Source organism: Clavibacter sp. VKM Ac-2873, assembly GCF_015351075.1.
GTDB lineage: Bacteria > Actinomycetota > Actinomycetes > Actinomycetales > Microbacteriaceae > Clavibacter.
This window is the reverse complement of the sequence record NZ_JADKRS010000004.1, coordinates 296,585-316,678: the sequence shown is the minus strand read 5'-3', so window position 1 is coordinate 316,678 and position 20,094 is coordinate 296,585. Positions and strand designations below refer to the sequence as shown.

General features: G+C 71.9%; 20 protein-coding genes. 1 reads left to right on the top strand and 19 read right to left on the bottom strand.

Annotated elements, in window-relative coordinates:
- Positions 1 to 8: 8 nt before the first annotated feature.
- From ITJ44_RS15935 to thyX, 13 genes are all read right to left on the bottom strand, one after another.
- The gene (locus ITJ44_RS15935; protein WP_228495051.1) at positions 9 to 1,058 is read right to left on the bottom strand and encodes a regulatory protein RecX; all 1,050 of its coding nucleotides are present in this window, start codon (positions 1,056 to 1,058) and stop codon (positions 9 to 11) included.
- A gap of 119 nt (positions 1,059 to 1,177) precedes the next feature.
- The gene (gene recA, locus ITJ44_RS13230) at positions 1,178 to 2,266 is read right to left on the bottom strand and encodes a recombinase RecA (protein ID WP_194636013.1); all 1,089 of its coding nucleotides are present in this window, start codon (positions 2,264 to 2,266) and stop codon (positions 1,178 to 1,180) included.
- A gap of 266 nt (positions 2,267 to 2,532) precedes the next feature.
- Positions 2,533 to 2,766, bottom strand: coding sequence for a DUF3046 domain-containing protein (locus ITJ44_RS13225; RefSeq protein ID WP_370532055.1), 234 nt, complete (start codon positions 2,764 to 2,766; stop codon positions 2,533 to 2,535).
- Between the two features lie 76 nt (positions 2,767 to 2,842).
- Positions 2,843 to 3,151 (bottom strand): helix-turn-helix domain-containing protein, encoded by a 309-nt coding sequence (locus tag ITJ44_RS13220; RefSeq protein WP_012298599.1) that lies wholly within the window; start codon positions 3,149 to 3,151, stop codon positions 2,843 to 2,845.
- A 139-nt stretch (positions 3,152 to 3,290) separates the two neighbouring features.
- On the bottom strand, positions 3,291 to 3,812 hold the full coding sequence (locus tag ITJ44_RS13215) for a CinA family protein (protein ID WP_194636011.1): 522 nt from the start codon (positions 3,810 to 3,812) through the stop codon (positions 3,291 to 3,293).
- Entirely contained in the window at positions 3,809 to 4,438 is a 630-nt protein-coding gene (pgsA, locus tag ITJ44_RS13210; protein WP_194636010.1) for a CDP-diacylglycerol--glycerol-3-phosphate 3-phosphatidyltransferase, read from the bottom strand. Before pgsA ends, ITJ44_RS13215 begins: the two co-directional genes overlap by 4 nt.
- Before the next feature lie 3 nt (positions 4,439 to 4,441).
- A complete protein-coding gene (locus tag ITJ44_RS13205) occupies positions 4,442 to 7,291 on the bottom strand; it encodes a DNA translocase FtsK (protein WP_194636009.1) in 2,850 nt (949 codons plus the stop codon).
- A gap of 77 nt (positions 7,292 to 7,368) precedes the next feature.
- The gene (locus tag ITJ44_RS13200) at positions 7,369 to 8,601 is read right to left on the bottom strand and encodes an ABC transporter permease (RefSeq protein ID WP_194636008.1); all 1,233 of its coding nucleotides are present in this window, start codon (positions 8,599 to 8,601) and stop codon (positions 7,369 to 7,371) included.
- Complete coding sequence (locus ITJ44_RS13195) at positions 8,598 to 9,305, bottom strand: ABC transporter ATP-binding protein (protein ID WP_194636007.1); 708 nt, start codon at positions 9,303 to 9,305, stop codon at positions 8,598 to 8,600. The genes ITJ44_RS13200 and ITJ44_RS13195 overlap by 4 nt, the downstream gene beginning before the upstream one ends.
- Positions 9,302 to 10,321, bottom strand: coding sequence for a hypothetical protein (locus ITJ44_RS13190; RefSeq protein WP_194636006.1), 1,020 nt, complete (start codon positions 10,319 to 10,321; stop codon positions 9,302 to 9,304). The genes ITJ44_RS13195 and ITJ44_RS13190 overlap by 4 nt, the downstream gene beginning before the upstream one ends.
- Positions 10,322 to 10,475: 154 nt before the next feature.
- On the bottom strand, positions 10,476 to 12,152 hold the full coding sequence (locus ITJ44_RS13185) for a ribonuclease J (protein WP_194636005.1): 1,677 nt from the start codon (positions 12,150 to 12,152) through the stop codon (positions 10,476 to 10,478).
- A gap of 58 nt (positions 12,153 to 12,210) precedes the next feature.
- Complete coding sequence (gene dapA / locus ITJ44_RS13180; RefSeq protein ID WP_194636004.1) at positions 12,211 to 13,194, bottom strand: 4-hydroxy-tetrahydrodipicolinate synthase; 984 nt, start codon at positions 13,192 to 13,194, stop codon at positions 12,211 to 12,213.
- A 133-nt stretch (positions 13,195 to 13,327) separates the two neighbouring features.
- A complete protein-coding gene (gene thyX, locus ITJ44_RS13175) occupies positions 13,328 to 14,119 on the bottom strand; it encodes an FAD-dependent thymidylate synthase (RefSeq protein ID WP_194636003.1) in 792 nt (263 codons plus the stop codon).
- Positions 14,120 to 14,215: 96 nt separating this feature from the next.
- Here thyX and ITJ44_RS13170 point away from each other — a divergent pair, with 96 nt between their 5' ends.
- On the top strand, positions 14,216 to 15,136 hold the full coding sequence (locus tag ITJ44_RS13170; RefSeq protein WP_194636002.1) for a TIGR01777 family oxidoreductase: 921 nt from the start codon (positions 14,216 to 14,218) through the stop codon (positions 15,134 to 15,136).
- 30 nt (positions 15,137 to 15,166) lie between these two features.
- Here the strand turns inward: ITJ44_RS13170 and ITJ44_RS13165 are convergent, their stop codons facing one another.
- The 6 genes from ITJ44_RS13165 to ITJ44_RS13140 form a co-directional block, all read right to left on the bottom strand.
- Positions 15,167 to 15,616, bottom strand: coding sequence for a hypothetical protein (locus ITJ44_RS13165; protein ID WP_194636001.1), 450 nt, complete (start codon positions 15,614 to 15,616; stop codon positions 15,167 to 15,169).
- Positions 15,616 to 16,449, bottom strand: coding sequence for a 4-hydroxy-tetrahydrodipicolinate reductase (dapB, locus tag ITJ44_RS13160; protein WP_194636000.1), 834 nt, complete (start codon positions 16,447 to 16,449; stop codon positions 15,616 to 15,618). Before dapB ends, ITJ44_RS13165 begins: the two co-directional genes overlap by 1 nt.
- 58 nt (positions 16,450 to 16,507) lie before the next feature.
- A complete protein-coding gene (locus tag ITJ44_RS13155) occupies positions 16,508 to 17,110 on the bottom strand; it encodes a histidine phosphatase family protein (protein WP_194635999.1) in 603 nt (200 codons plus the stop codon).
- An 8-nt stretch (positions 17,111 to 17,118) separates the two neighbouring features.
- Positions 17,119 to 18,474 (bottom strand): pitrilysin family protein, encoded by a 1,356-nt coding sequence (locus ITJ44_RS13150; protein ID WP_194635998.1) that lies wholly within the window; start codon positions 18,472 to 18,474, stop codon positions 17,119 to 17,121.
- A gap of 63 nt (positions 18,475 to 18,537) precedes the next feature.
- Positions 18,538 to 19,086: a hypothetical protein gene (locus ITJ44_RS15930; RefSeq protein WP_228495050.1), complete on the bottom strand. Its 549-nt coding sequence runs from the start codon at positions 19,084 to 19,086 to the stop codon at positions 18,538 to 18,540.
- 359 nt (positions 19,087 to 19,445) lie between these two features.
- Entirely contained in the window at positions 19,446 to 19,961 is a 516-nt protein-coding gene (locus tag ITJ44_RS13140) for a hypothetical protein (RefSeq protein WP_370551700.1), read from the bottom strand.
- Positions 19,962 to 20,094: the final 133 nt, after the last annotated feature.

The window sequence follows — 20,094 nt, the reverse complement described above, 5'->3', positions numbered from 1 at the left end:
GCGGCGGGTCAGCGGAAGCGGACGCGGGACGAGCCGCGGCGGGTGGCGAGCGCGGCCTTCGCCGCATCACGCACGACGCCGCCGCCGTAGCCGCGGCGCATGAGGAACGACGTGAGGCGGCGCTCGGCCGTCTCGTCGTCATAGGACGAGAGCTGCCCCACCCGCTTCATGGCGACCTCGGTGGCGCGCGCGAGCTCCTCGTCGGGCTGCTCGGCCATGGCCTCCTCGATGACGAGGGGATCGAGCTTGCGGCGGCGCATCTCCATCTCGACCGAGCGCCGGCCGAGCCCCTTGCGGTCCAGGTGCGTGTGCAGGATCTGCTCCGCCAGAGCTGCCTCGTCGATGTACTGGAGGGAGACGTACCGGGCGAGGGTCTCCTCCGCGATGTCCGGATCGATGTCCGCCCCGTCGAGGACATCGCGGGCCTCCGCGAGCGAGAGCCCCCGCCCGCGCAGCCGGTTGGCGAGGACGTTGTCGGCCCGGCGCCGCTGGCGCTCGGGCGTCCGCTCCGCGGCGCGCTCCTCCTCGGCCTCCGCCTCGCGGCGCTCGTCCTCGACGCGGTCCTCCTCGAGACGGATCATGTCCCGCCGATACGCCTCGTCCTGCTCCGCCTGCGCGCGCGCCCGCGCGGCACGCTCCTGCTCGGCACGCCATGCGGCTGGGGTCGCGTCGTCCCCGGCGCCCTCCGCTACCGCAGGCGCGTCCGGCGCCGAGGGGACGCCGCCGTCGGATCCTCGAGCTGCCTGGGCCTCGGCCTCGGCGAGCACTCGCCGCGCCTCCGCGATGCGCTCCTGCGCCGCGAGGGCGCGGCCCGCCTCCGACTCGTCGACCGCAGCGCCGATCGTGACGATGCCGTCGACCTCGGTGACGGAGCGGCCACGCGCCGGATGCGATGGCTCGACGCGAGGTGTGGGCGCCTCCTCGACATGCGCCCCGGGCTCGACGAGAGGGCGAGCCGCGGCTCGACGCGAGCGCCGGTCGGCGAGGGACGCGACGGGTGCGATCTCGTCCGGCCCGGGGCCGGTGCCCTGCTCGCCCTCGGAGGGGAATCTGACCATGGTGCTTCCGTCCTCAGGAGGCCCGAGCGCGCATCACGCGGAGCGTGACGTCAGGCCGAGCCGGTGTCGTGCGGGGACGGGGTGCGTCGCGGGACGCACCCCGTCGAGGGAGCGCCGGGTCAGGCGCTCTTGCGTGCGGACGCCTTGGGCGCCACGGCCGCGACCGGAGCAGGAGCGGCGTCCTCCGCAGGGGCCGCGACCGCGTTCGGGTCCTTGACCAGGCCCAGCTTGACCTTGATCTTCTGCTCGATCTCGGCGGCGATCTCCGGGTTGTTCAGGAGGTGCTTGCGCGAGTTCTCCTTGCCCTGGCCGAGCTGGTCGCCGTCGTAGGTGTACCAGGCGCCCGACTTGCGGACGATCTCGTGCTCGACGCCGAAGTCGATGAGGCTGCCCTCGCGGGAGATGCCCGTGCCGTAGAGGATGTCGAACTCCGCCTGCTTGAAGGGCGGCGCCATCTTGTTCTTGACGACCTTGACGCGGGTGCGGTTGCCGACCGCGTCGGTGCCGTCCTTCAGCGTCTCGATGCGGCGGATGTCGAGGCGGACCGAGGCGTAGAACTTCAGTGCCTTGCCCCCCGCGGTGGTCTCCGGGCTGCCGAAGAAGACGCCGATCTTCTCGCGCAGCTGGTTGATGAAGATCATGGTGGTCTGCGTCTGGTTGAGACCACCGGTGAGCTTGCGGAGCGCCTGCGACATGAGGCGCGCCTGGAGGCCCACGTGCGAGTCCCCCATCTCGCCCTCGATCTCCGCGCGCGGCACGAGCGCCGCCACGGAGTCGATGACCACGAGGTCGATGGAACCCGAGCGCACGAGCATGTCGGCGATCTCGAGCGCCTGCTCGCCCGTGTCCGGCTGGGAGACGAGGAGCGCGTCGATGTCGACGCCGAGCTTCTTCGCGTACTCCGGGTCGAGCGCGTGCTCTGCGTCGATGAATGCCGCGATGCCGCCGGCGCGCTGCGCGTTGGCGATGGCGTGCAGGGTCAGCGTGGTCTTTCCCGAGGACTCCGGGCCGTAGATCTCGACGATCCGGCCGCGCGGAAGGCCGCCGATGCCGAGCGCCACGTCCAGCGCGACGGAGCCGGTGGGGATGACGGCGACGGGCGCGCGCTCGTCGCTGCCCAGTCGCATGACCGAGCCCTTGCCGAACTGCCGGTCGATCTGTGCGAGCGCGGTCTCGAGTGACTTCTCGCGGTCTGCCGATGATGCCATGGGGTGCTCCTCGTGTCGAAGGTGGGTTGCCTGCAGGCTGTCGCTCCGCTCCCGCTGGCCGCGGGTCCGGTGCCGACAAGGCGACGGGTGATCTCCGCGAGGTGCACGTTATGCGGCGCCGCCGACATCGCTGCCGGAGGGGCCAGACCTGTGCAGTCCGCGCTTCGAATCGCTCCTGTGGGGAGACTACGCGCGTTCGAAGGGATATTCGAACGACGCGCCGCGTGTCGTGGACGGATCCAGCGCGCGTCGGAGGAAGGAGGGCGTCAGGCGCGCGGCTCGGGGACCCCGGCGCCGTTCCAGCGCGCGCGCGGCACGTCCTGCGCGCGGCAGAGGGCGAGCCAGACCTCGCGGGCGGGCGTCCCGTCCTTCAGCGCCTGCGCGCACGTGCGCCCACCGAGCTCGCCGAGCACGAGGTCCGCGACGAGGACCGGCCCGTAGCCGGCGCCGAACTCGTCGCTGACGGCCCGCTGGAACTCGCTCAATCGCATGCCGACCACGCTACCTGCTGCCGCGTGATCGACGACGCCCCGCCCGTCGCGAGGACGGGCGGGGCGGGAGGAAGGGAGGAGCGGATCAGCGCGCGACGAGGTCGCTGTCGAAGCCGGCGACGAGGTCGTCCGGGATGGTGTCGGGGATGGGGTTGAGCCCCTCGATGACGGCGAGCCGGTCGCCGACCTCGCGCATGATGACCGAGATGGGGGTGTCGAGCGCGTCGGCGACGGAGGCGAGGATCTCGCTCGACGCCTCCTTCTGGCCCCGCTCGACCTCGCTGAGGTAGCCGAGCGCCACGCTGGCCTTGCTCGCGACCTGACGGAGCGTGCGCCCCTTCTGCAGGCGGAAGTCGCGAAGGACGTCGCCGATCTCCTGACGGACTAGAACCACGGGAGCCTCCTCGTTGCGCCTGGTGCCTGATCGAACCGGAGGTCCGGGGCTGATGGGTGAGCATCTGGCCGAGGACTCAGGCTAAGCAGGGGCACTGGGCGTTGCTTGTGAACGTGATTACGACAACGCCGGAGCCGCATCAGATGTTCCCCGCGGGTTCGAGCACGTCGACGAGGACCTCGAGGGCCGCTCGGACGACGCCCGCTCGGACCGCCTGGCGGTCCCCGTCGAGGTGCAGGGCGATGGCGCGCGAGTCGCCGTCGACGGACAGGCCGACGAACGCGGTGCCCGGACGCTGGCCGTCCTGGGGATCCGGACCGGCGGCTCCCGTCGTGGAGATGCCGACGTCCGCGGGGCGCCCGTCGATCGCGCACGCCTGACGCACGCCGAGGGCCATCTGCCGGGCGACGTCGGGGTGGACCGCCCCATGGACCGCGAGGATCGAGGACTCGACCCCGAGGATCGTGCGCTTGAGGGCCGTGTCGTAGGAGACGATGCCGCCGAGGAGGGCTTGCGAGGCGCCGGGGACGCCCACGAGGGCGGCGGTCAGCAGGCCGCCCGTCAACGACTCCGCGACCGCGATGCGCCGGCCGCTGCCGACGAGGGCCGCGATGACGCGTTCGGCGAGCTGCGCGTCGGTCGCGTCCTCGGACCCGCTCACGAGGCGCGCCCCGCTCGGAGCGCCTGGCGCATGTAGTCGAGTCCGGACAGGACGGTGAGCGCGAAGGCGATAGACATGAGCACCGTGTTCACGACGTGCATGCCGTCGCCGACCACGTCCCACAGCGGGAGCAGCGCCACGCTGATCGCCACGGCCTGCGCGACCGTCTTGAGCTTGCCGCCGCGCGACGCCGCGACCACCCGGTCGCGGAGCACGGCGAAGCGGTAGGCCGTGATGCCGAGCTCGCGCACGAGGATCACGATGGTGATCCACCAGGGGAGCTCGCCGAGCACCGAGAGCATCACGAGCGCGGCGCCCGTGAGCACCTTGTCGGCGATGGGGTCGAGGAGCTTGCCGAGGTCGGTGACGAGGTTCCGGCTGCGGGCGATGTGCCCGTCGACCCCGTCGGTCGCGATCGCGAGGATGAAGAGCGCCGCGGCCGCGTAGCGGAGCGGGCCGTCGGCTCCGTCGTCCGCCACGAGGAGGACGACGAACACCGGGGCCAGGAGGATCCGCACGATCGTGAGGACGTTGGCGACGTTCCAGGGACTCGCCGGGGAGTCGCCCGCGCGCCAGACGCGCGGCGCCCCGATGCCGGTGGTTCCCGATGCGCTCCGCTCGACCACGGGTCAGTCCCTTCCCGTCAGGCCCCAGGCGTCGTCGTCGCCCTCGGCCTCCACCTGCTCGTAGGCGTCCAGGTCCTTGTGCAGCGGATCGGACGCGTAGCGGTTCCCGTCGTCCGCGTCGGCCGCCGGCGGCATCGCCGGGACAGCGCCGGCAGGCGCCGCGGATGCCGGCGCGGCCGCGGGCGTCTCCCCGCGCAGCGTCGCGAGCACGCCAGGGAGCTGCTCGGCCGACACGAGCACGTCGCGCGCCTTGGATCCCTCGGACGGGCCGACGATCTCGCGCGCCTCGAGGAGGTCCATGAGCCGGCCGGCCTTGGCGAAGCCGACGCGGAGCTTGCGCTGCAGCATCGACGTGGATCCGAACTGCGTGCTGACGACGAGCTCGGCGGCCGCGAGCAGCACCTCGAGGTCGTCGCCGATGTCCGCGTCGATCTCCTTGCGCTCGGCGACGACGGCGACGTCCTGCCGGTACTCCGGACGCGCCTGCCGCGTGACGTGCTCGACGACCTTCTGGATCTCCGACTCCTGCACCCATGCGCCCTGCACGCGGGTGGGCTTGTTCGCGCCCGAGGGGAGGAAGAGGCCATCACCCTGCCCGATGAGCTTGTCGGCGCCGGGCTGGTCGAGGATCACGCGCGAGTCCGTCATGCTCGACACCGCGAAGGCGAGGCGCGAGGGCACGTTGGCCTTGATGAGTCCGGTCACGACGTCCACGCTCGGACGCTGCGTCGCGAGCACCAGGTGGATGCCGGCCGCGCGCGCGAGCTGCGTGATGCGGACGATGGAGTCCTCGACGTCGCGCGGCGCGACGATCATGAGGTCGGCGAGCTCGTCGACCACCACGAGCAGGTAGGGATAGGGGCGGAGGGTGCGCTCGCTGCCGTCGGGCAGCACGATCGAGCCGCTGCGGACGGCCTTGTTGAAGTCGTCGACGTGGCGGAAGCCGAAGCTGGCGAGGTCGTCGTACCTCATGTCCATCTCCTTCACCACCCACTGCAGCGCCTCCGCCGCCTTCTTGGCGTTGGTGATGATGGGGGTGATGAGGTGCGGCACGCCGGCGTAGATGGTGAGCTCCACGCGCTTGGGGTCGATGAGGACCATGCGCACGTCGCTCGGCTTGGCGCGCATGAGGAGCGACGTGATCATGGAGTTCACGAAGCTCGACTTGCCGGAGCCCGTGGCTCCCGCGACGAGGAGGTGGGGCATCTTCGCGAGGTTCGCGATGACGAAGCCGCCCTCCACGTCCTTGCCGACCCCGATGGTGAGCGGGTGCGCGCTGCTCGTGGCCGCCGAGGAGCGCAGGACGTCGCCGAGGGAGACGATCTCGCGGTCGGTGTTGGGGATCTCCACGCCGATGGCGCTGCGACCGGGGATGGGCGAGAGGATGCGGACCTCGTTGGAGGCGACCGCGTAGCTGATGTTCTTCGCGAGCGCCGTGACGCGCTCGACCTTGACGCCGGGCGCGAGCTCCAGCTCGTAGCGCGTGACCGTCGGGCCGCGCGAGAAGCCCGTGACGGTCGCGTCGACCTGGAAGTTCGTGAGCACCTCGGTGAGCGCGCGCACCACGTCGTCGTTGACGGACGAGCGCGACTTGGCGGGCGTGCCGGGCGACAGCGTGCTCGCGGCGGGCAGGCGGTACGGCGCCTGCGGGGCGTCGGCGTCCCCCGAGACGATCGCCGCGTCGGAGCCGTCGTCCTCGAAGCCGGGGAGGACCGCGGACTCGTCGTCGTCGCGGATGCCGGTGGGATGGACGGGGACGGAGGGCAGGATCGCGGTGGCCGCGGCGTCGACGGGCGGGTCGAGGTCGATGCGTCGGGTCGCGGCGTCGTCGCCCGCGAAGGCGCCGGGCTCGGGGCGGGAGGCGTCCGGGTCCACCGTGCGGTCGATGACGGTCGTGGGCGCCTCGGCGGCGGCGCGGCTGCCCGCGTCGTCTTCGGATCCCGCGTGCGGCGCGAGGACCGGGCTGTCGAACGCGGGCGCGTCCTCGCGCTGGCTGCGGTTGCGGCGCCACCACGGGAGGCTGTCGGTGTCGACCGGGCCCTCGTCGTCCAGGCCCTCGAGCTCGACCTGCTCGGTCGCCTGCGTCTTGCGGGCCGCGCGGTCGGCGGCACGCTGCTCCTCGTCCACGGGCGGGGCGCCGAAGAGGTACGAGTACAGCTCACGCAGCCGCATGCCGACGCGGTTCGGCGGCGTGCGCGTGATGATGAAGAGGGAGAGCACCAGGAGGATCCCCGCCACGATCCCCGCGCCGATCGACGTGACCAGGAGGGACAGGGGCGCCGCGAGCACCCAGCCGAGGACGCCGCCGGCGCGGGCCAGGGCGAGCATGCCGTCCCGCGGATCCGGCGCCCCGTTGAAGATGTGGCAGAGCGCGGCGATGGAGACGAGGAAGAGCGAGACGCCCACGCCGATCCGCCCGTTGTCGCTCACCGACGACGGGTGGCGAAAGAGCCAGAGGGCGAGGAGCACCATCACGATGGGCAGCGCGAACGCCACCCGGCCGAAGAGGCCGCCGAACGTGTACGCGTCGAAGGACATCGCCACGTCGTTGAGCGGGTTGAACCACTCGACGACCACGCCCGCGATCGCGAGCACCACGAGGAGGAAGGGGATGCCGTCGCGGCGTTCCTCCTTGGCGAGCTTCTCCGGACCGAGGGCCCGGAAGAGCGCGCCGGTGGCGTGCGCGAGCCCCATCCACGCGGCCACGAGCGGGCCGCGCCGCTCCGACTGGACGGGGTAGGCGACGGTCTGCTGCTTCGTCTCGGCGGCACGTCCCTTGCGCGGGGGCGTGGCGCGCGGCGCGCCCGAGGAGGTCTTCCCGGCGCGGCTGGTCGACCTGGTGCTCGTAGCCATGCGACCCACGTTATCCCGCGCCGCCGTCGCGGGCGGTGCGCCGGGCCGGGCAGGACGGTCCCCGCGCGGCCCCGGCATCAGTACCGGATGGCGTCGATGACGGACACGCGCACGGCGACGAGCGCCGGCAGGAGGCCCGCGATCGCGCCCACGGCGAGCGAGGCGCCGAGCCCGAGCAGCGCCGCCGAGAGCGGGAACGGCGGGAACTCGGTGACGCCGGAGGCGACGAACGAGAGGATCCACGGGTTCTTCACGATCGCGACCGCCGCCATCACCCCGACCACGCCCGCGGCGACCGTCGCCACGATGCTCTCCATCATCACGGCGAAGAACACGCGGCCTGCGCTCGCGCCGAAGCTGCGCCGGACGCCGATCTCGCGGATCCGCTGCTTCACCGTCACGAGCGAGATGTTCACGAGGCCCAGCGCCCCGAGCAGGAGCACGAGGCCCGCCACTCCCCCGACGAGGATCTTGAGCGAGAGCAGCGGGTCGTAGTCGTACGTGCCGTAGTCGTTCCGGTTGACGGTCGCCTGCACGCCGTCGGGGGCGGACGCCGCGACGTCCGACTGGATGGCGGCGGTCAGCCCGTCGGACTCCTCCTCCGGGACCCAGAGCTCCATCTGCGGCTGCAGGGCGGTGAGAGCCTCCTGGCCGAGGAGGCGCTCGGCGGTGGACGACAGGACGTACATCGACGCCCCCTCCTCCGCGTACTGGTCCGGGACCGCGCCCACGACCACGGCCGTGACGTCTCCCTGCTCCCCCTGCAGCACGACCGTCGGGTGCGTCGCGACCTCGGGCGAGCCGAGCTCCGCGAGGAACGCGCGGTTCACCACGATCGTGGGGGCGAGAAGCGTGGCGTCGCGGTCGTCGAACCAGCGCCCCTCGGTCACGTCGACGCGGCGCATCTGGCCGAAGTCCGGATCCACGACGGTCGCCGGCACCTGCACGCCTCCGCCCGGCAGCTCCACGGGCAGCTGCGAGTAGCCGATCGCCGTCGACCACGTGATGCCGTAGCGGTCCGCGACCTCGGAGAGGAGCGCACGCTGGTCGGCGAACGCCATCCCCTCCCCCGTCTCGGAGTACATCGAGACGGACAGCGACGCGGGACGCCCCGACTGCCGCTCCATCTGCTCGGTCTGGGACTGCTGCACGACCGCGCCGAGGCCGACGACCGACGTGATCGCCGCGACCGCGACCGCGACGCCGATCAGGGAGAGGAGGACGCGCGTGCGGTGGATCCGCAGCTCGGCCCACGCCTCGACGACGGCGCCGACGAGGCCCGTGCCGGTGCGTGCGAGCCAGCCGCTCACGCGAGCACCTCGCGGGTGAGGGCCTCGGCGGGCGCGAGGACGCCCGCCTCGAGGCGATGGTGCCGATCCGCGCGGGCCGCGACGGTCGGGTCATGCGTGATCGTGACCAGCGCCGCGCCGGACGCGTGCGCGACCTCCGCGAGCAGCGTCATCACGGTCGCGCCGGTCTCGATGTCGAGGGCGCCGGTCGGCTCGTCCGCGAGGATCAGCCGCGGCGACCGCACCAGGGCCCGCGCGATCGCGACGCGCTGCTGCTCGCCGCCGGACATCGTCTCCGGCATCGAATCGATCCGGTGGCCGAGGCCGACCCGCTCGAGCATGTCCGCCGCGATCGACGCCCGCCGCCAGAACGTGCGGCCCGTCGAGTACAGCAGCGGGGTCATCACGTTCTCGCGGGCCGTGCGGCCCTGGAGCAGGTTGAACTGCTGGAAGATGAACCCGATGTCGCCACCCCGGGCCCGGTCGCGCCGGGACCCCGAGACACGCGCCATCGGGACGTCGTCGAGGTACACCTCGCCGGTCGTCGGGGTGTCGAGCAGGCCCAGGATGTTCAACAGCGTCGACTTCCCCGAACCCGACCGGCCCACGATCGACACGTGGTCACCCACGGACACGTCGAGATCGACGCCGTGCAGGATCGTCAGCGGCGCATCATCCGGACGCTGCACCGTGCGCGTCACCTGCTCGAGACGGATCAGGCTCATCCGCCGTACCCGCCCTGCATCATCATCGCCTCGTCCTCGGGCGCGGGGGCGCCGGGCACGAACTCCAGCACCATGTCGCCCTCCGCGAGGCCCGACGTGATCTGCACGACCTTGCCGTCGCTGATCCCCAGGCCGACCGCACGCTCCTCCGGCTCGCCGGACTCCGACGCGAGCCACACGTTGCCCGTGTCGGCGAGGCCCTCGACCGCCGTCGTCGGCAGCGTCAGGACGTCGGGCGCCTCGCCCGCGGGGATCGTGATGTCCGCGGCCAGGCCCGGGAAGACGCGCGTCCCGGCCGGCACCGCGCAGGAGACGGTCGCGCCGGTGGAGGCCGACTCTGCGCCCTCGGTGGACGCTGCGCCGGCGCCGCCGCCGGCACCCTCGGCGGAGGCCGCCGCCTGCTGGCCGATGCGCAGCTCCCCGCACTCGAAGGGCGCGGGGCCCGACGTGATCGCGACCGTGGCCGCCGTCGGCTGCGTGACGAGCCGGTACTGCTCCTCCGCGGTGAGCGGCGCGGTCGCGCGGAAGGTGGGCGGCGCGATCCGGCCGACCGCGTCGCCCACGGCGACCTCCTGGCCGACCAGGACGCCGAGCTCCGCGAGCGATCCGGCGGCCGACGCGGTGACCGTCTCGGTGACGACCTTGGGCTTCTGCTGCGTGACCGTGCCGTCCGCGGCGACCACCGGATCCACCGGCGTCTCCTGGCGGATGACGAGGATCGGGTCGCCGGCCTTGACCGTCGCGCCCTGACCGGCGACGAGCTTCGAGACCTTGCCCTGCAGCGTCGCCTTCACGGACACGTCGGGATCCGGCTGGATGCTGCCCTTCACGGTCACGTCGTTGACCACGGTCGCGATGGACGCGGGCACCTGCGACTCCACGACCGAGCCCGTCGGCACCTCAGCGGTCTCCTCCGTCGTGGTGCCGAAGAACGCCATGCGCACGAGCGCCACGGCGATCGCGGCCAGCACGACGAGCCTCGTGATCGGGAGGATCCATCTCCGCCAGACGCCCACGGCCGCTCCTTCCCCGGCGGTCCCCAGCGGCCCGTCCGGTCGCCTCCGACGCTAGGGGCGCCGACCGGCGCGGCGGGTCGGCCGCGCGGATGAGATGCCCACCCCCGAGAGGGGGCCGTGCGGCGGAGCGCGCCGGCTCCCGCCGGCGCTCGGCCTACGCCTCGATGACCACCGGGATGATCATCGGACGGCGGCGGTGCGACGAGTTGACCCAGCGCCCGACGGTGCGGCGGACGACCTGCGCGTACGCGTGCGTGTCGCGCGTGCCGTTGGCCGCGGCCTCCGCGAGCGCCTTCACGACGAGCGGCTTGACGCTGTCGAACACCTTCGAGTCCTCGGCGAACCCGCGGGCCTCGATCTCCGGGCCGACGATGACCTTCCCGGTCTGCGGCTCGACGACGGCGAAGATCGTGACGAAGCCCTCCTCGGAGAGGATGCGGCGGTCCTTGAGGTCGGCGTCGGTGATCTCGCCCACGGTGGAGCCGTCGACGTACACGTAGCCGACGTCGAGCTGGCCCGTGACGCGCACGTGCCCGTCCTTCATGTCGAGGACGGTGCCGTCCTCCGCGAGGAACGTGTTGCGCTCCGGGACGCCGGTCTGGATGGCGAGCTGCTGGTTGGCGACCAGGTGGCGGTACTCGCCGTGCACCGGCAGGACGTTGCGGGGCTTGAGGATGTTGTAGCAGTAGAGCAGCTCGCCGGCGGCCGCGTGACCCGAGACGTGGACCTTCGCGTTGGCCTTGTGCACCACGTTCGCGCCGAGCTTCGTGAGCCCGTTGATCACGCGGTAGACGGCGTTCTCGTTGCCCGGGATCAGGCTCGACGCGAGGATGACGGTGTCGTCCTGCCCGATCTCGATCTGGTGCTCGAGGTTCGCCATCCGGCTGAGCACCGCCATCGGCTCGCCCTGCGATCCCGTGCTCATGTAGACGATCTCGTGGTCCGGCAGGTTGACGGCCTTCTTGGAGTCGATGAGGACCCCGTCCGGCACCTTGAGGTAGCCGAGCTCGGCCGCGATGGTCATGTTGCGGATCATCGAGCGGCCGATGAACGCCACGCGTCGGCCGTTCGCGTGCGCGGCGTCGAGCACCTGCTGCACGCGGTGCACGTGGCTGGAGAAGCTCGCGACGATGACGCGGCGCGGCGCCTTCGAGATGACGGCCTCCAGCACCGGGCCGATGGAGCGCTCGGTGGGCGTGAAGCCCGGGACGTCCGCGTTGGTGGAGTCCGACATGAAGAGGTCGACCCCGGCCTCGCCGAGCCGGGCGAACGCGCGGAGGTCCGTGATCCGGTCGTCGAGCGGGAGCTGGTCCATCTTGAAGTCGCCGGTGTGCAGGACGCGGCCCGCCTCGGTCGTGATGGCGACGGCCAGCGCGTCCGGGATGGAGTGGTTGACGGCGACGAACTCGAGCTCGAACGGCCCGAGGCGCTCGCGGTCGCCCTCCTTCACCTGGAACGTGTACGGCGTGATCCGGTGCTCCTTGAGCTTCGCCTCGATGAGGGCGAGCGTGAGGCCGGAGCCGATCAGCGGGATGTCCTGCTTCAGCTTGAGGAGGTACGGCACGGCGCCGATGTGGTCCTCGTGCCCGTGCGTGAGGACGATCCCGACGACGTCGTCGAGGCGGTCCGCGATGGAGGAGAAGTCGGGGAGGATCAGGTCGACGCCCGGCTGGTGCTCCTCGGGGAAGAGCACGCCGCAGTCGACGACGAGGATCTTGCCGTCGATCTCGAACGTGGTCATGTTGCGGCCGATCTCGCCGAGGCCGCCGATGGGCGTGATGCGCAGGGTGCCTGGCTTGAGCTCGGGCGGGTCGTAGACGCCGTGGGGCATGGGACTCCTCTGATGACGGTGCGGCCGATGCGGCCGGCGGGGATGCTCGGGGCGCGCGTCAGCGCGTGGTGCCGGCGACCTGGGGCAGCGCACCGCCCGCGGCGGCGTTGCGGTCGGGGCGGAAGTTGCGGAAGTCGACGCCGGGGACGTCGCGTAGAGGATCGATCTCGTCCTCGATCTGCGCGGCCTCCCACTCCTCCGGCCCCACGAGGGGCAGGCGCACGCGGGGGCTGCCGATGCGGCCGAGCCCATGGAGGATGTACTTCGCCGCGACCGTGCCGGGCACGTGGGTCATCACCGCGCGGACGAGCGGCTCCAGCTGCTGGTGCGCGTGCGTGGCGGCGGCGAGGTCGCCCGCGTTCACGGCGTCGACCATGGTGCGGTACGGCGTGGCGGTGACGTTGGCGGTGACGCCGATGAGGCCGGTGCCGCCGATCGCGAGGGTCGGCAGCGCGTTCGCGTCGTCGCCCGCGAAGTACATGAGGCTCGTCTGGTTGAGAACGCGGCTGGCCTGCGCGAGGTCGCCCTTGGCGTCCTTGATGGCGAGGATGTTCGGGTGCTTCGCGGCGCGGAGGATCGTGTCGTACTGGATCGGGATGCCCGTGCGGCCGGGGATGTCGTAGAGGATGACCGGGAGGTCGGTCGCGTCCGCGATCATCCGGAAGTGCGTGAGGACGCCGGCCTGCGTGGGCTTGTTGTAGTAGGGCGTGACGATCATGTTGCCGTCGGCGCCGGCCTTCTCGCTCTGGCGCGCGAGCTGCATGGCGTGCGCGGTCTCGTTGGATCCGCCGCCCGTGATGATCTTCGCCCGGCCGGCGCTCACCGAGCGCCCGACCTCGACGAGCCTGATCTTCTCGGGGTCGGTCAGCGTGCTGGTCTCCCCCGTGGTGCCCGTGACGACGATGCCGTCCGCGCCCGCGACGATGACGTCGTCCATGTGCTTCTCGACGCCCGCCCAGTCGACCTCGCCGTCGGCGGTGAACGGGGTGACGAGCGCCACCAGGACCTGGCCGAACGGGTTCTCTGTGGACACGCGCTCCATCGTAACGGTCGGACCGTCGTCGAGCGGGGTGTTCGGCAGCCCTCCCGTGGGCCACGCCGGTGCACCCCTGTGCGGAGCGCGTCGGCTCCGACCGGAGGGTCCGCCGAGGGCCGGCCGCGCCGCGCGCTACCCTCTACGGCGCGACGCGGCCGTTCTTCTGGAAGGCCGCGTGGGTGAGGGGCATGAGCCGCGCGAACTCGGTCTCCATCTTCTCGGCGCACATCTCGATCTCCCGCTGCGGGAAGCTCGGGAACGTCGAGTCCTCGTGCTTGGTGCGCAGCGACAGGAAGTTCATGAGCGCGCGCGCGTTGAGCGTGACGTACATCGACGAGTAGATGTTGAGCGGCAGCACGATGCGCGCGACCTCGCGCGCCACGCCCTGCTCGAGCATGCGCTGGTAGGAGGCGTAGGCCTCGGCGGAGGTGCGACGGGTCTCCTCCTGCACCAGCGCGGTCTGCTCGGGGGTGCCCGCGTGGAACTCGTAGGCGCCGGGCTTGCCGACCTGCACGAGGTTGCGCTCGGGGCCGGGCACGTAGAACACGGCGTCGAGCTCCTTGTATCGGCCCGACTCCTCGTTGTAGGACGCCATGCGGTGCCGCATGAACTCGCGGAACACGAAGATCGGCGCCTGCACGTAGAAGGTCATCGAGTTGTGCTCGAAGGGCGAGCCGTGGCGGTCGCGCATGAGGTAGTTGATGAGGCCGCGGTCGCGCTTGACGCGCTTCTCCTCCGCCTCGGTGTCGACGTCGCCCTCGAGGGCGCGGTCCTGGTCGTCGGGCTCGTCGAGCGCGCGCTCGAGGGTCTTCTCGCCGGCGGTGGACACGCGGGCGGCGAAGATCACGTCGGAGTCGTGGGCGCTGGAGCGGACGAGCTCCACGGTCATGTCGGAGCGGAAGGCGATGTCGTCGTGGGGCACGACGGTCACTGTACGCGACGCCCGTCGGGTGGCCGCGCCGGCCTGCTCCCGGCCGGCGTGCGGGGCCGCGTCCTAGGCTGATGGGCACCGACGAAGGGCTCGACCATGTCCGACAGCACCGCATCCCCCGCCCCGCTCACCGTCCTCATCTCCGGCGCCGGGGGCACGATCGGCACCGAGCTGCAGGCGCAGCTGCACGCTGCCGGGCATCGCGTGCAGACGCTGGTGCGCCACGCTCCGTCATCGCCCGACGAGCACGAGTGGCAGCCGGCCGAGGGTCGCCTGGATCCCGCGGTGCTCGACGGCGTCGACGCCGTCGTGAACCTCTCGGGCGCCTCCATCAGCCGCCTGCCCTGGACGAAGCCGTACCAGGAGGAGATCCGCGCGTCGCGCGTCTCCGCCACGCGGACGATCGTCGGCGCGATCGCGTCGGCGGCGAACCCGCCGCGGGTGCTGCTGAACGGATCCGCCGTGGGCTTCTACGGCGACCGCCCCGCCGCGCGCCTCACCGAGGACTCGCCGCGTGGCGCCGGCTTCCTCGCCGAGGTCGTGGAGGCGTGGGAGGCAGAGGCGTTCCAGGCGTCGGCCGACGTGCGCGTCGCCACGCTGCGCACCGGCCTGGTGCTCGCGCAGGCGGGCGCCCTCGCGCCGCTCCGCCTCCTCACGAACCTCGGGCTCGCCGGGAAGCTCGGCACCGGCGGCCAGGTCTGGCCGTGGATCTCCCTCCGCGACGAGGCTGCCGCCATCGTCCACCTGCTGTCGTCGCCCGTCTCCGGACCCGTGAACCTCACCGGTCCGGAGCCCGTCATGGCCGACCGGCTGATGCGCCACCTCGCGAAGCGCATGCACCGGCCCTACCTGGTGCCGGCGCCCGAGTTCCTCATCCGGCTCGCGCTGCAGGACGCCGGGCAGGAGCTGCTGCTGTCGAGCCAGCCGGCGCGGCCCGAGAAGCTGCTCGCCGACGGGTTCGCCTTCCGGGATCCCACGGTCGAGCTCGCGATCGACCGGCTGCTCGCGAAGAGCTGACCTCGGCGCGCTGAGTCGCCCGAGGGTCGTTCAGGCGGCGGGCTCGGCGCGGTGCAGCGAGATCGCCCGACGGATCGCACCCCGCGCCCGGCGCCGGTCCCCGCTCGCGTCGTAGGCGAGGCCGAGGCGGAACCAGGCGCGCCAGCTGGCGGGATCCTGCTCGACCTCGGCCTGGTAGGCGGGAAAGGCCGCGTCGGCCGCGTCGCGGAGCGGCCGGCCGCTCGCACGCGTCGGCAGATCGGCGACGGGCAGGCCGTCCTCCTGGTCGAGGATCCGCACCAGGCGCGCGCTGCGCACCCCGAAGGACAGCTCTCGCACGAGCGCCCACACCCCGACCAGCGGGAGGATCAGGAGCGCGAGCCCGAACACGACGCCGACGGGCTCGCCCGAGATCAGGAGCAGGACGGCGATCTGGCCGGCCAGCGCCAGGTACAGCACCATGAGCACCGCCATGACGGCGACGCCGATGCGCGTCCCCATCAGGCGCTCGTGACGGTGGCGGCCTGACCGCTCGGCCCGCCGTCGTCGACGGGTCCCGATGCCGCACCTGCCGACGCCTCCTGCGTCGCGCGATCGCGCGAGCCGTCGAGGTCGATGAGGCGGTCGAGCCCGACGGTGACGCCGCGCGCGGTGCGGGTCGCGCGGAGGGCCAGGAGGATCCCCGCCTCGTAGGCGCTCGGCGCGAGCGTGTCGTGGCTGATGGTGAGCACCTCGCCGTTGCCGCCGAACACCACGTCCTGCTTGGCGACGACGCCCTGCATGCGGAGGCTGTGCACGGGGATGCTCGCGACCTGCTGGCCGCGCGCCCGCTGGTCCGTGTGCGGCGCCTGCACCGGACCGCGGGTGCCGCGCGCCTGCGACATGAGCTCAGCCGTGCGGACCGCGGTGCCCGACGGGGAGTCGATCTTGGACGCCCCGTGCGCCTCGATGATCTCGATGGAGTCGTAGAACCGGGCCGCCATCTGCGCGAAGGAGGTCGCGAGCACGCTGCCGACGGAGAAGTTCGGGATGATGACGACGCCCACGGCGAGGTTGCCGGTGATCCGCCGCTCCAGCTCGGTGATGCGCTCACCGGTCCAGCCGCTCGTGCCCACGAGGACGTTCATGCCGTGCGCGACGGCGAACTCGACGACGCCCTGGCTGACCGCCGGCAGCGTCACGTCGACGGCGATGTCCGCGCCGAGCATGTCCGACAGCTCGTCCTTGGAGTCGAGGCTCGCGACGAGCTCGAACTCGGTGCTCGCGTCGACGATCTGCGAGATCAGCTGGCCCATGCGTCCCGTTGCGCCGACGACGGCGACCGTGGTTGTCATCCGTCCAGCGTACCGGCGCGCCCGGCCGAGACGCTGGGCGACGGACGTGGCGGGACCTCTAGTACGGCTGCTGCTCCGGGAGGCCGGTGCGCAGCTCGGCCGGCAGGTGACCGAGGTCGTTGTGCACCACGAGCACGGGCGGCTTCGCGGAGCGCACGCGGATGATGGTGAGGCCGCAGTTGGCCTGGTTGATGCCCATCCACCGCCACTCGGGCGCGTCGAAGACGTGCCGCACGAACCAGGCGATGACGAAGTTGTGGGTGATGAGCAGGTCGTGGCGGTCGCCGCGCGCCGGTGCCAGGAACTCGCTCACGGCGTCGGCCATCTGGGCGCTGCCGGCGTCGATCTCCTCCTCGGTGATCCCGCCGAAGAACGACGCGAACGCGTGCGGCATGTCCGGCGTGGGCCCGGACGGGATGCAGTCGAACAGGAGCGACGACGGCTCCGGCTCGATGGCGGGCATGCGCTCCGCCATGATCGCGGCCGTCTCCTCCGCCCGCGCGAGCGGCGAGTGGCGCACCGACGTGAACGGGACGCCGCTCAGCCGGTCGGCGATGCAGTGCGCCTGGCGCTTGCCACGGCCCGACAGCGGCCCGTCCGGGAGGCCGTGCTCGGCGTCCTGCTGCTCGCCGTGGCGCACGAGGTAGATGTAGTGGGACACGGTTCCTCCTACAGGAGCGCGGGGGTCTCGAGCAGCGGGGCGAACGCGTCGGCGCCGACGGTGCCCACGGCGGCGACCGAGAGCGGTCGGGAGATCAGGTCGGCCGCGAGGGCACGGACGTCGTCGGAGGTGACGCGGGAGAGACGGGAGAGCGTCTCGTCGAGGTCGACGTACTCGCCGGTCGTGATCTCCGAGCGCCCGAGCCGCGACATGCGCGTGTCCGAGTCCTCGAGCGCGAGGGCCGACTGGCCGGAGAGCTGCCCGAACGCGCGCGCGAGCTCCTCATCCGTGACGTGCTCCTCGGCCAGCTTCTGGAACTCGTCGACCATGAGGCGCGAGACCTGGGCGGTCTTCGCGGCCGTGCATCCGGCGTAGAGGCCGAACACGCCCGCGTCCGAGTAGGAGGCGCCGAACGAGTACACGGAGTACGCGAGGCCGCGCTTCTCGCGCACCTCCTGGAACAGGCGCGAGGACATCCCGCCGCCGAGCACCGAGTTGAGCATGGCGAGGGCGGGCCGACGGTCGTCGGACGCCGCGAGGCCGGGCACGCCGAGGAGGATGTTGGTCTGCTCGATGGGGCGGTCGACGACGACGAGGTCGCTGCCGCGCGTGATGAGCGGGGTCGCGCCGGTGCGACGCGCGACAGGGGCCGCGGCGACCGACAGGTCCCAGCCCGCGCGCTCGAGGCCGGCGGTGACGCGCGCGACGAGGGCGTCGTGGTCCACCGAGCCCGCCGCCGTGATGACGAGGTCCTGCGGGCGGTAGTTGCGGCGGAAGTGCGCGACGACGGCGTCGCGCTCAGCGGCCTCGATGTCCGCGGGGCTGCCCCCGATGGGACGGCCGAGCGGGTGGTCCCCCAGCACGGCCTCGAAGAAGCGCTCGCTGACGACGTCGCCCGGGTCGTCGTCCGCCATGGCGAGCTCCTCGAGGATGACCCCGCGCTCGGTCTCGAACTCCTCGACGTCGATGAGGCTGGAGGTGACCATGTCGGCGAGCACGTCGACCGCCATGCCGAGGTCACGGTCCTGCACCTTGGCGTAGTAGCAGGTGTACTCCTTGGCGGTGACGGCGTTGTGCTCGCCCCCGACCGCGTCGAAGGACACGGCGATGTCGAGCGCCGTGCGCGACGCGGTGCCCTTGAAGAGGAGGTGCTCGAGGAAGTGGGTGGATCCGAGGTCGCCTGGCTGCTCGTCGCGCGAGCCGACCGCGACCCACATGCCGATGGTGGCGCTGCGGCTGCCGGGCACGTCCTCGCTGAGGATGCGGACGCCCGACGGAAGGACGGAACGCCGGACACGGGCGCCGCCCGTCGACTGCACGGTGAGCTCGGGGAGGTCGAGGGGGAGTTCTACGGCGCGGGACATCAGCGTCACCCTACGCCACGGGCCCCGCGGCGACCCGGGGGCCGACGCCGGAGGACAGCGACGTCATGGGCATCCGGGTCCGGCGTTCCGCTCCCCGCACGCACCACCCACCAACACCGTCGACCCCTGCAGGACACGGATCGTGACCGGCCCGACCTGCACCGGCAACGTGCCCGGGATCGGCAGCCAGCCACCGCCATCGAACCGGTAGGCCGGCGAATACGCGATCGTCAGCGACACCTGCCGATCCCCGACGCTCGAATACACGTGACTCGTGTCCGTCTGGGTGAAGTCCTGCTGCCCCAACTCCTTCCACGACGCACCAGCCCCCACCACCGTCGTAGTGGTCCCGTCGCCGTGATCCCACGAGAACGACACCGGCACGAACCGCACCTGCGCCGGCCGACCCAACAACACCCCGTCGACCACCTGCGTGGCCGCATCCGTGAACAGATTCACCGGAGCCCCCACGATCGCCCACCCGTTCGGCTGCGACCTGATCCCCGCATCCCGCGGCACGAACTGCGCCACATCCGCCAACGACACCCCCGGCACCACCGCTGCGACCGGCACCGGATCCGCCGGCTTCACCGGCGCCTTCGCCGGCGGCAAGAACGCATGCTGCCCATCCGAACACTGACCCCCGCCTGGAAGGCGAGCGCTCGGGGTGCACGGCACGTCAATATCCGCTGCCATCCGACCCCGCGGCACCGGCGCCTCAACGTGTGGCGCCGTAGACGCTGGGGGTTGCAAGGGATCGGCCCGCGAATGAGCACCTGCGCGGGAGGAGGAAGCAGCCCCCGCGCGGGTGGTGTCCGCCTGCAAGGCCACTCCCCCGCTCTGAATGCCTCCTGTCGTGCAGATGCCTTCACCGTCGAATTTGACGCTGCAGGGATCGTCCGATGATTCTGCGTCGGCGACGAGAGCAGGCGACAGGGCGAGGATCAGAGCCAGCAGAGGCGCGAGCAGACTCAACCGCATGCGTGCACGTCCTCATTGCGCACGATGTCGCTGATACGCCAGAGCGCATCGTCAGATTTGACAGCCTTCACTTGCAGGGACTGGCGTACCGCACGATCGGGCGTCACATCTGCACCGCTCGAGTCGATGATCCTCGTGCCACTGACGTCAAGGCAGACCTGGGCAGTCATGTATTGCGCTCCCTGCGGGTCGATGCCGCGATCCGTGACCTCGAATCCCGACACCAGCTCCTGACCGTCGGTCCGCTGCCCCTTCTGACGTGCCTTGAGAAGCCCCGCCTCCTCGCTTTTCAGCACGCTCCCCGTGAGCAACGCCGCGAGGTCCTCATCCGTCAGGGAATTCGCGTCGAGGTCGATATATCGGTTAATTACGTCATGGAACGCCTCGTCGTCCCGCTGCTCCTGCGTCAGCGACGGGGCCGGAGCTGGCACGGGAGCCGGGGCCGCTGCCGTGGCGCATCCAGTGAGCAGCAGGCTCGTGACGAGGACGGTCAGCGCGAGCGCCACCACTCCCCCTCGTCGTCGCATCGGAACGCGCAGTCGCTCGTACAAGGTCGTCTCCCCCGGGCCATACGGAACCCGCGCGGACAAGCAGGCGCCGGAGCGCCGGGCAGCACGGGTCCAGGAAAGGTAGCCGCCG

Bases quoted from the DNA above. Each gene is read 5' to 3' on its own strand.
- ITJ44_RS13185 (WP_194636005.1), bottom strand. From the start codon at position 12,152: ATGCCCCACGGCGTCTACGACCCGCCCGAGCTCAAGCCAGGCACCCTG.
- dapB (WP_194636000.1), bottom strand. From the start codon at position 16,449: ATGACAACCACGGTCGCCGTCGTCGGCGCAACGGGACGCATGGGCCAG.
- ITJ44_RS13165 (WP_194636001.1), bottom strand. From the start codon at position 15,616: ATGGGGACGCGCATCGGCGTCGCCGTCATGGCGGTGCTCATGGTGCTG.
- ITJ44_RS13170 (WP_194636002.1), top strand. From the start codon at position 14,216: ATGTCCGACAGCACCGCATCCCCCGCCCCGCTCACCGTCCTCATCTCC.
- recA (WP_194636013.1), bottom strand. From the start codon at position 2,266: ATGGCATCATCGGCAGACCGCGAGAAGTCACTCGAGACCGCGCTCGCA.
- ITJ44_RS13195 (WP_194636007.1), bottom strand. From the start codon at position 9,305: ATGAGCCTGATCCGTCTCGAGCAGGTGACGCGCACGGTGCAGCGTCCG.
- dapA (WP_194636004.1), bottom strand. From the start codon at position 13,194: ATGGAGCGCGTGTCCACAGAGAACCCGTTCGGCCAGGTCCTGGTGGCG.
- ITJ44_RS13205 (WP_194636009.1), bottom strand. From the start codon at position 7,291: ATGGCTACGAGCACCAGGTCGACCAGCCGCGCCGGGAAGACCTCCTCG.
- ITJ44_RS15935 (WP_228495051.1), bottom strand. From the start codon at position 1,058: ATGGTCAGATTCCCCTCCGAGGGCGAGCAGGGCACCGGCCCCGGGCCG.
- ITJ44_RS13150 (WP_194635998.1), bottom strand. From the start codon at position 18,474: ATGTCCCGCGCCGTAGAACTCCCCCTCGACCTCCCCGAGCTCACCGTG.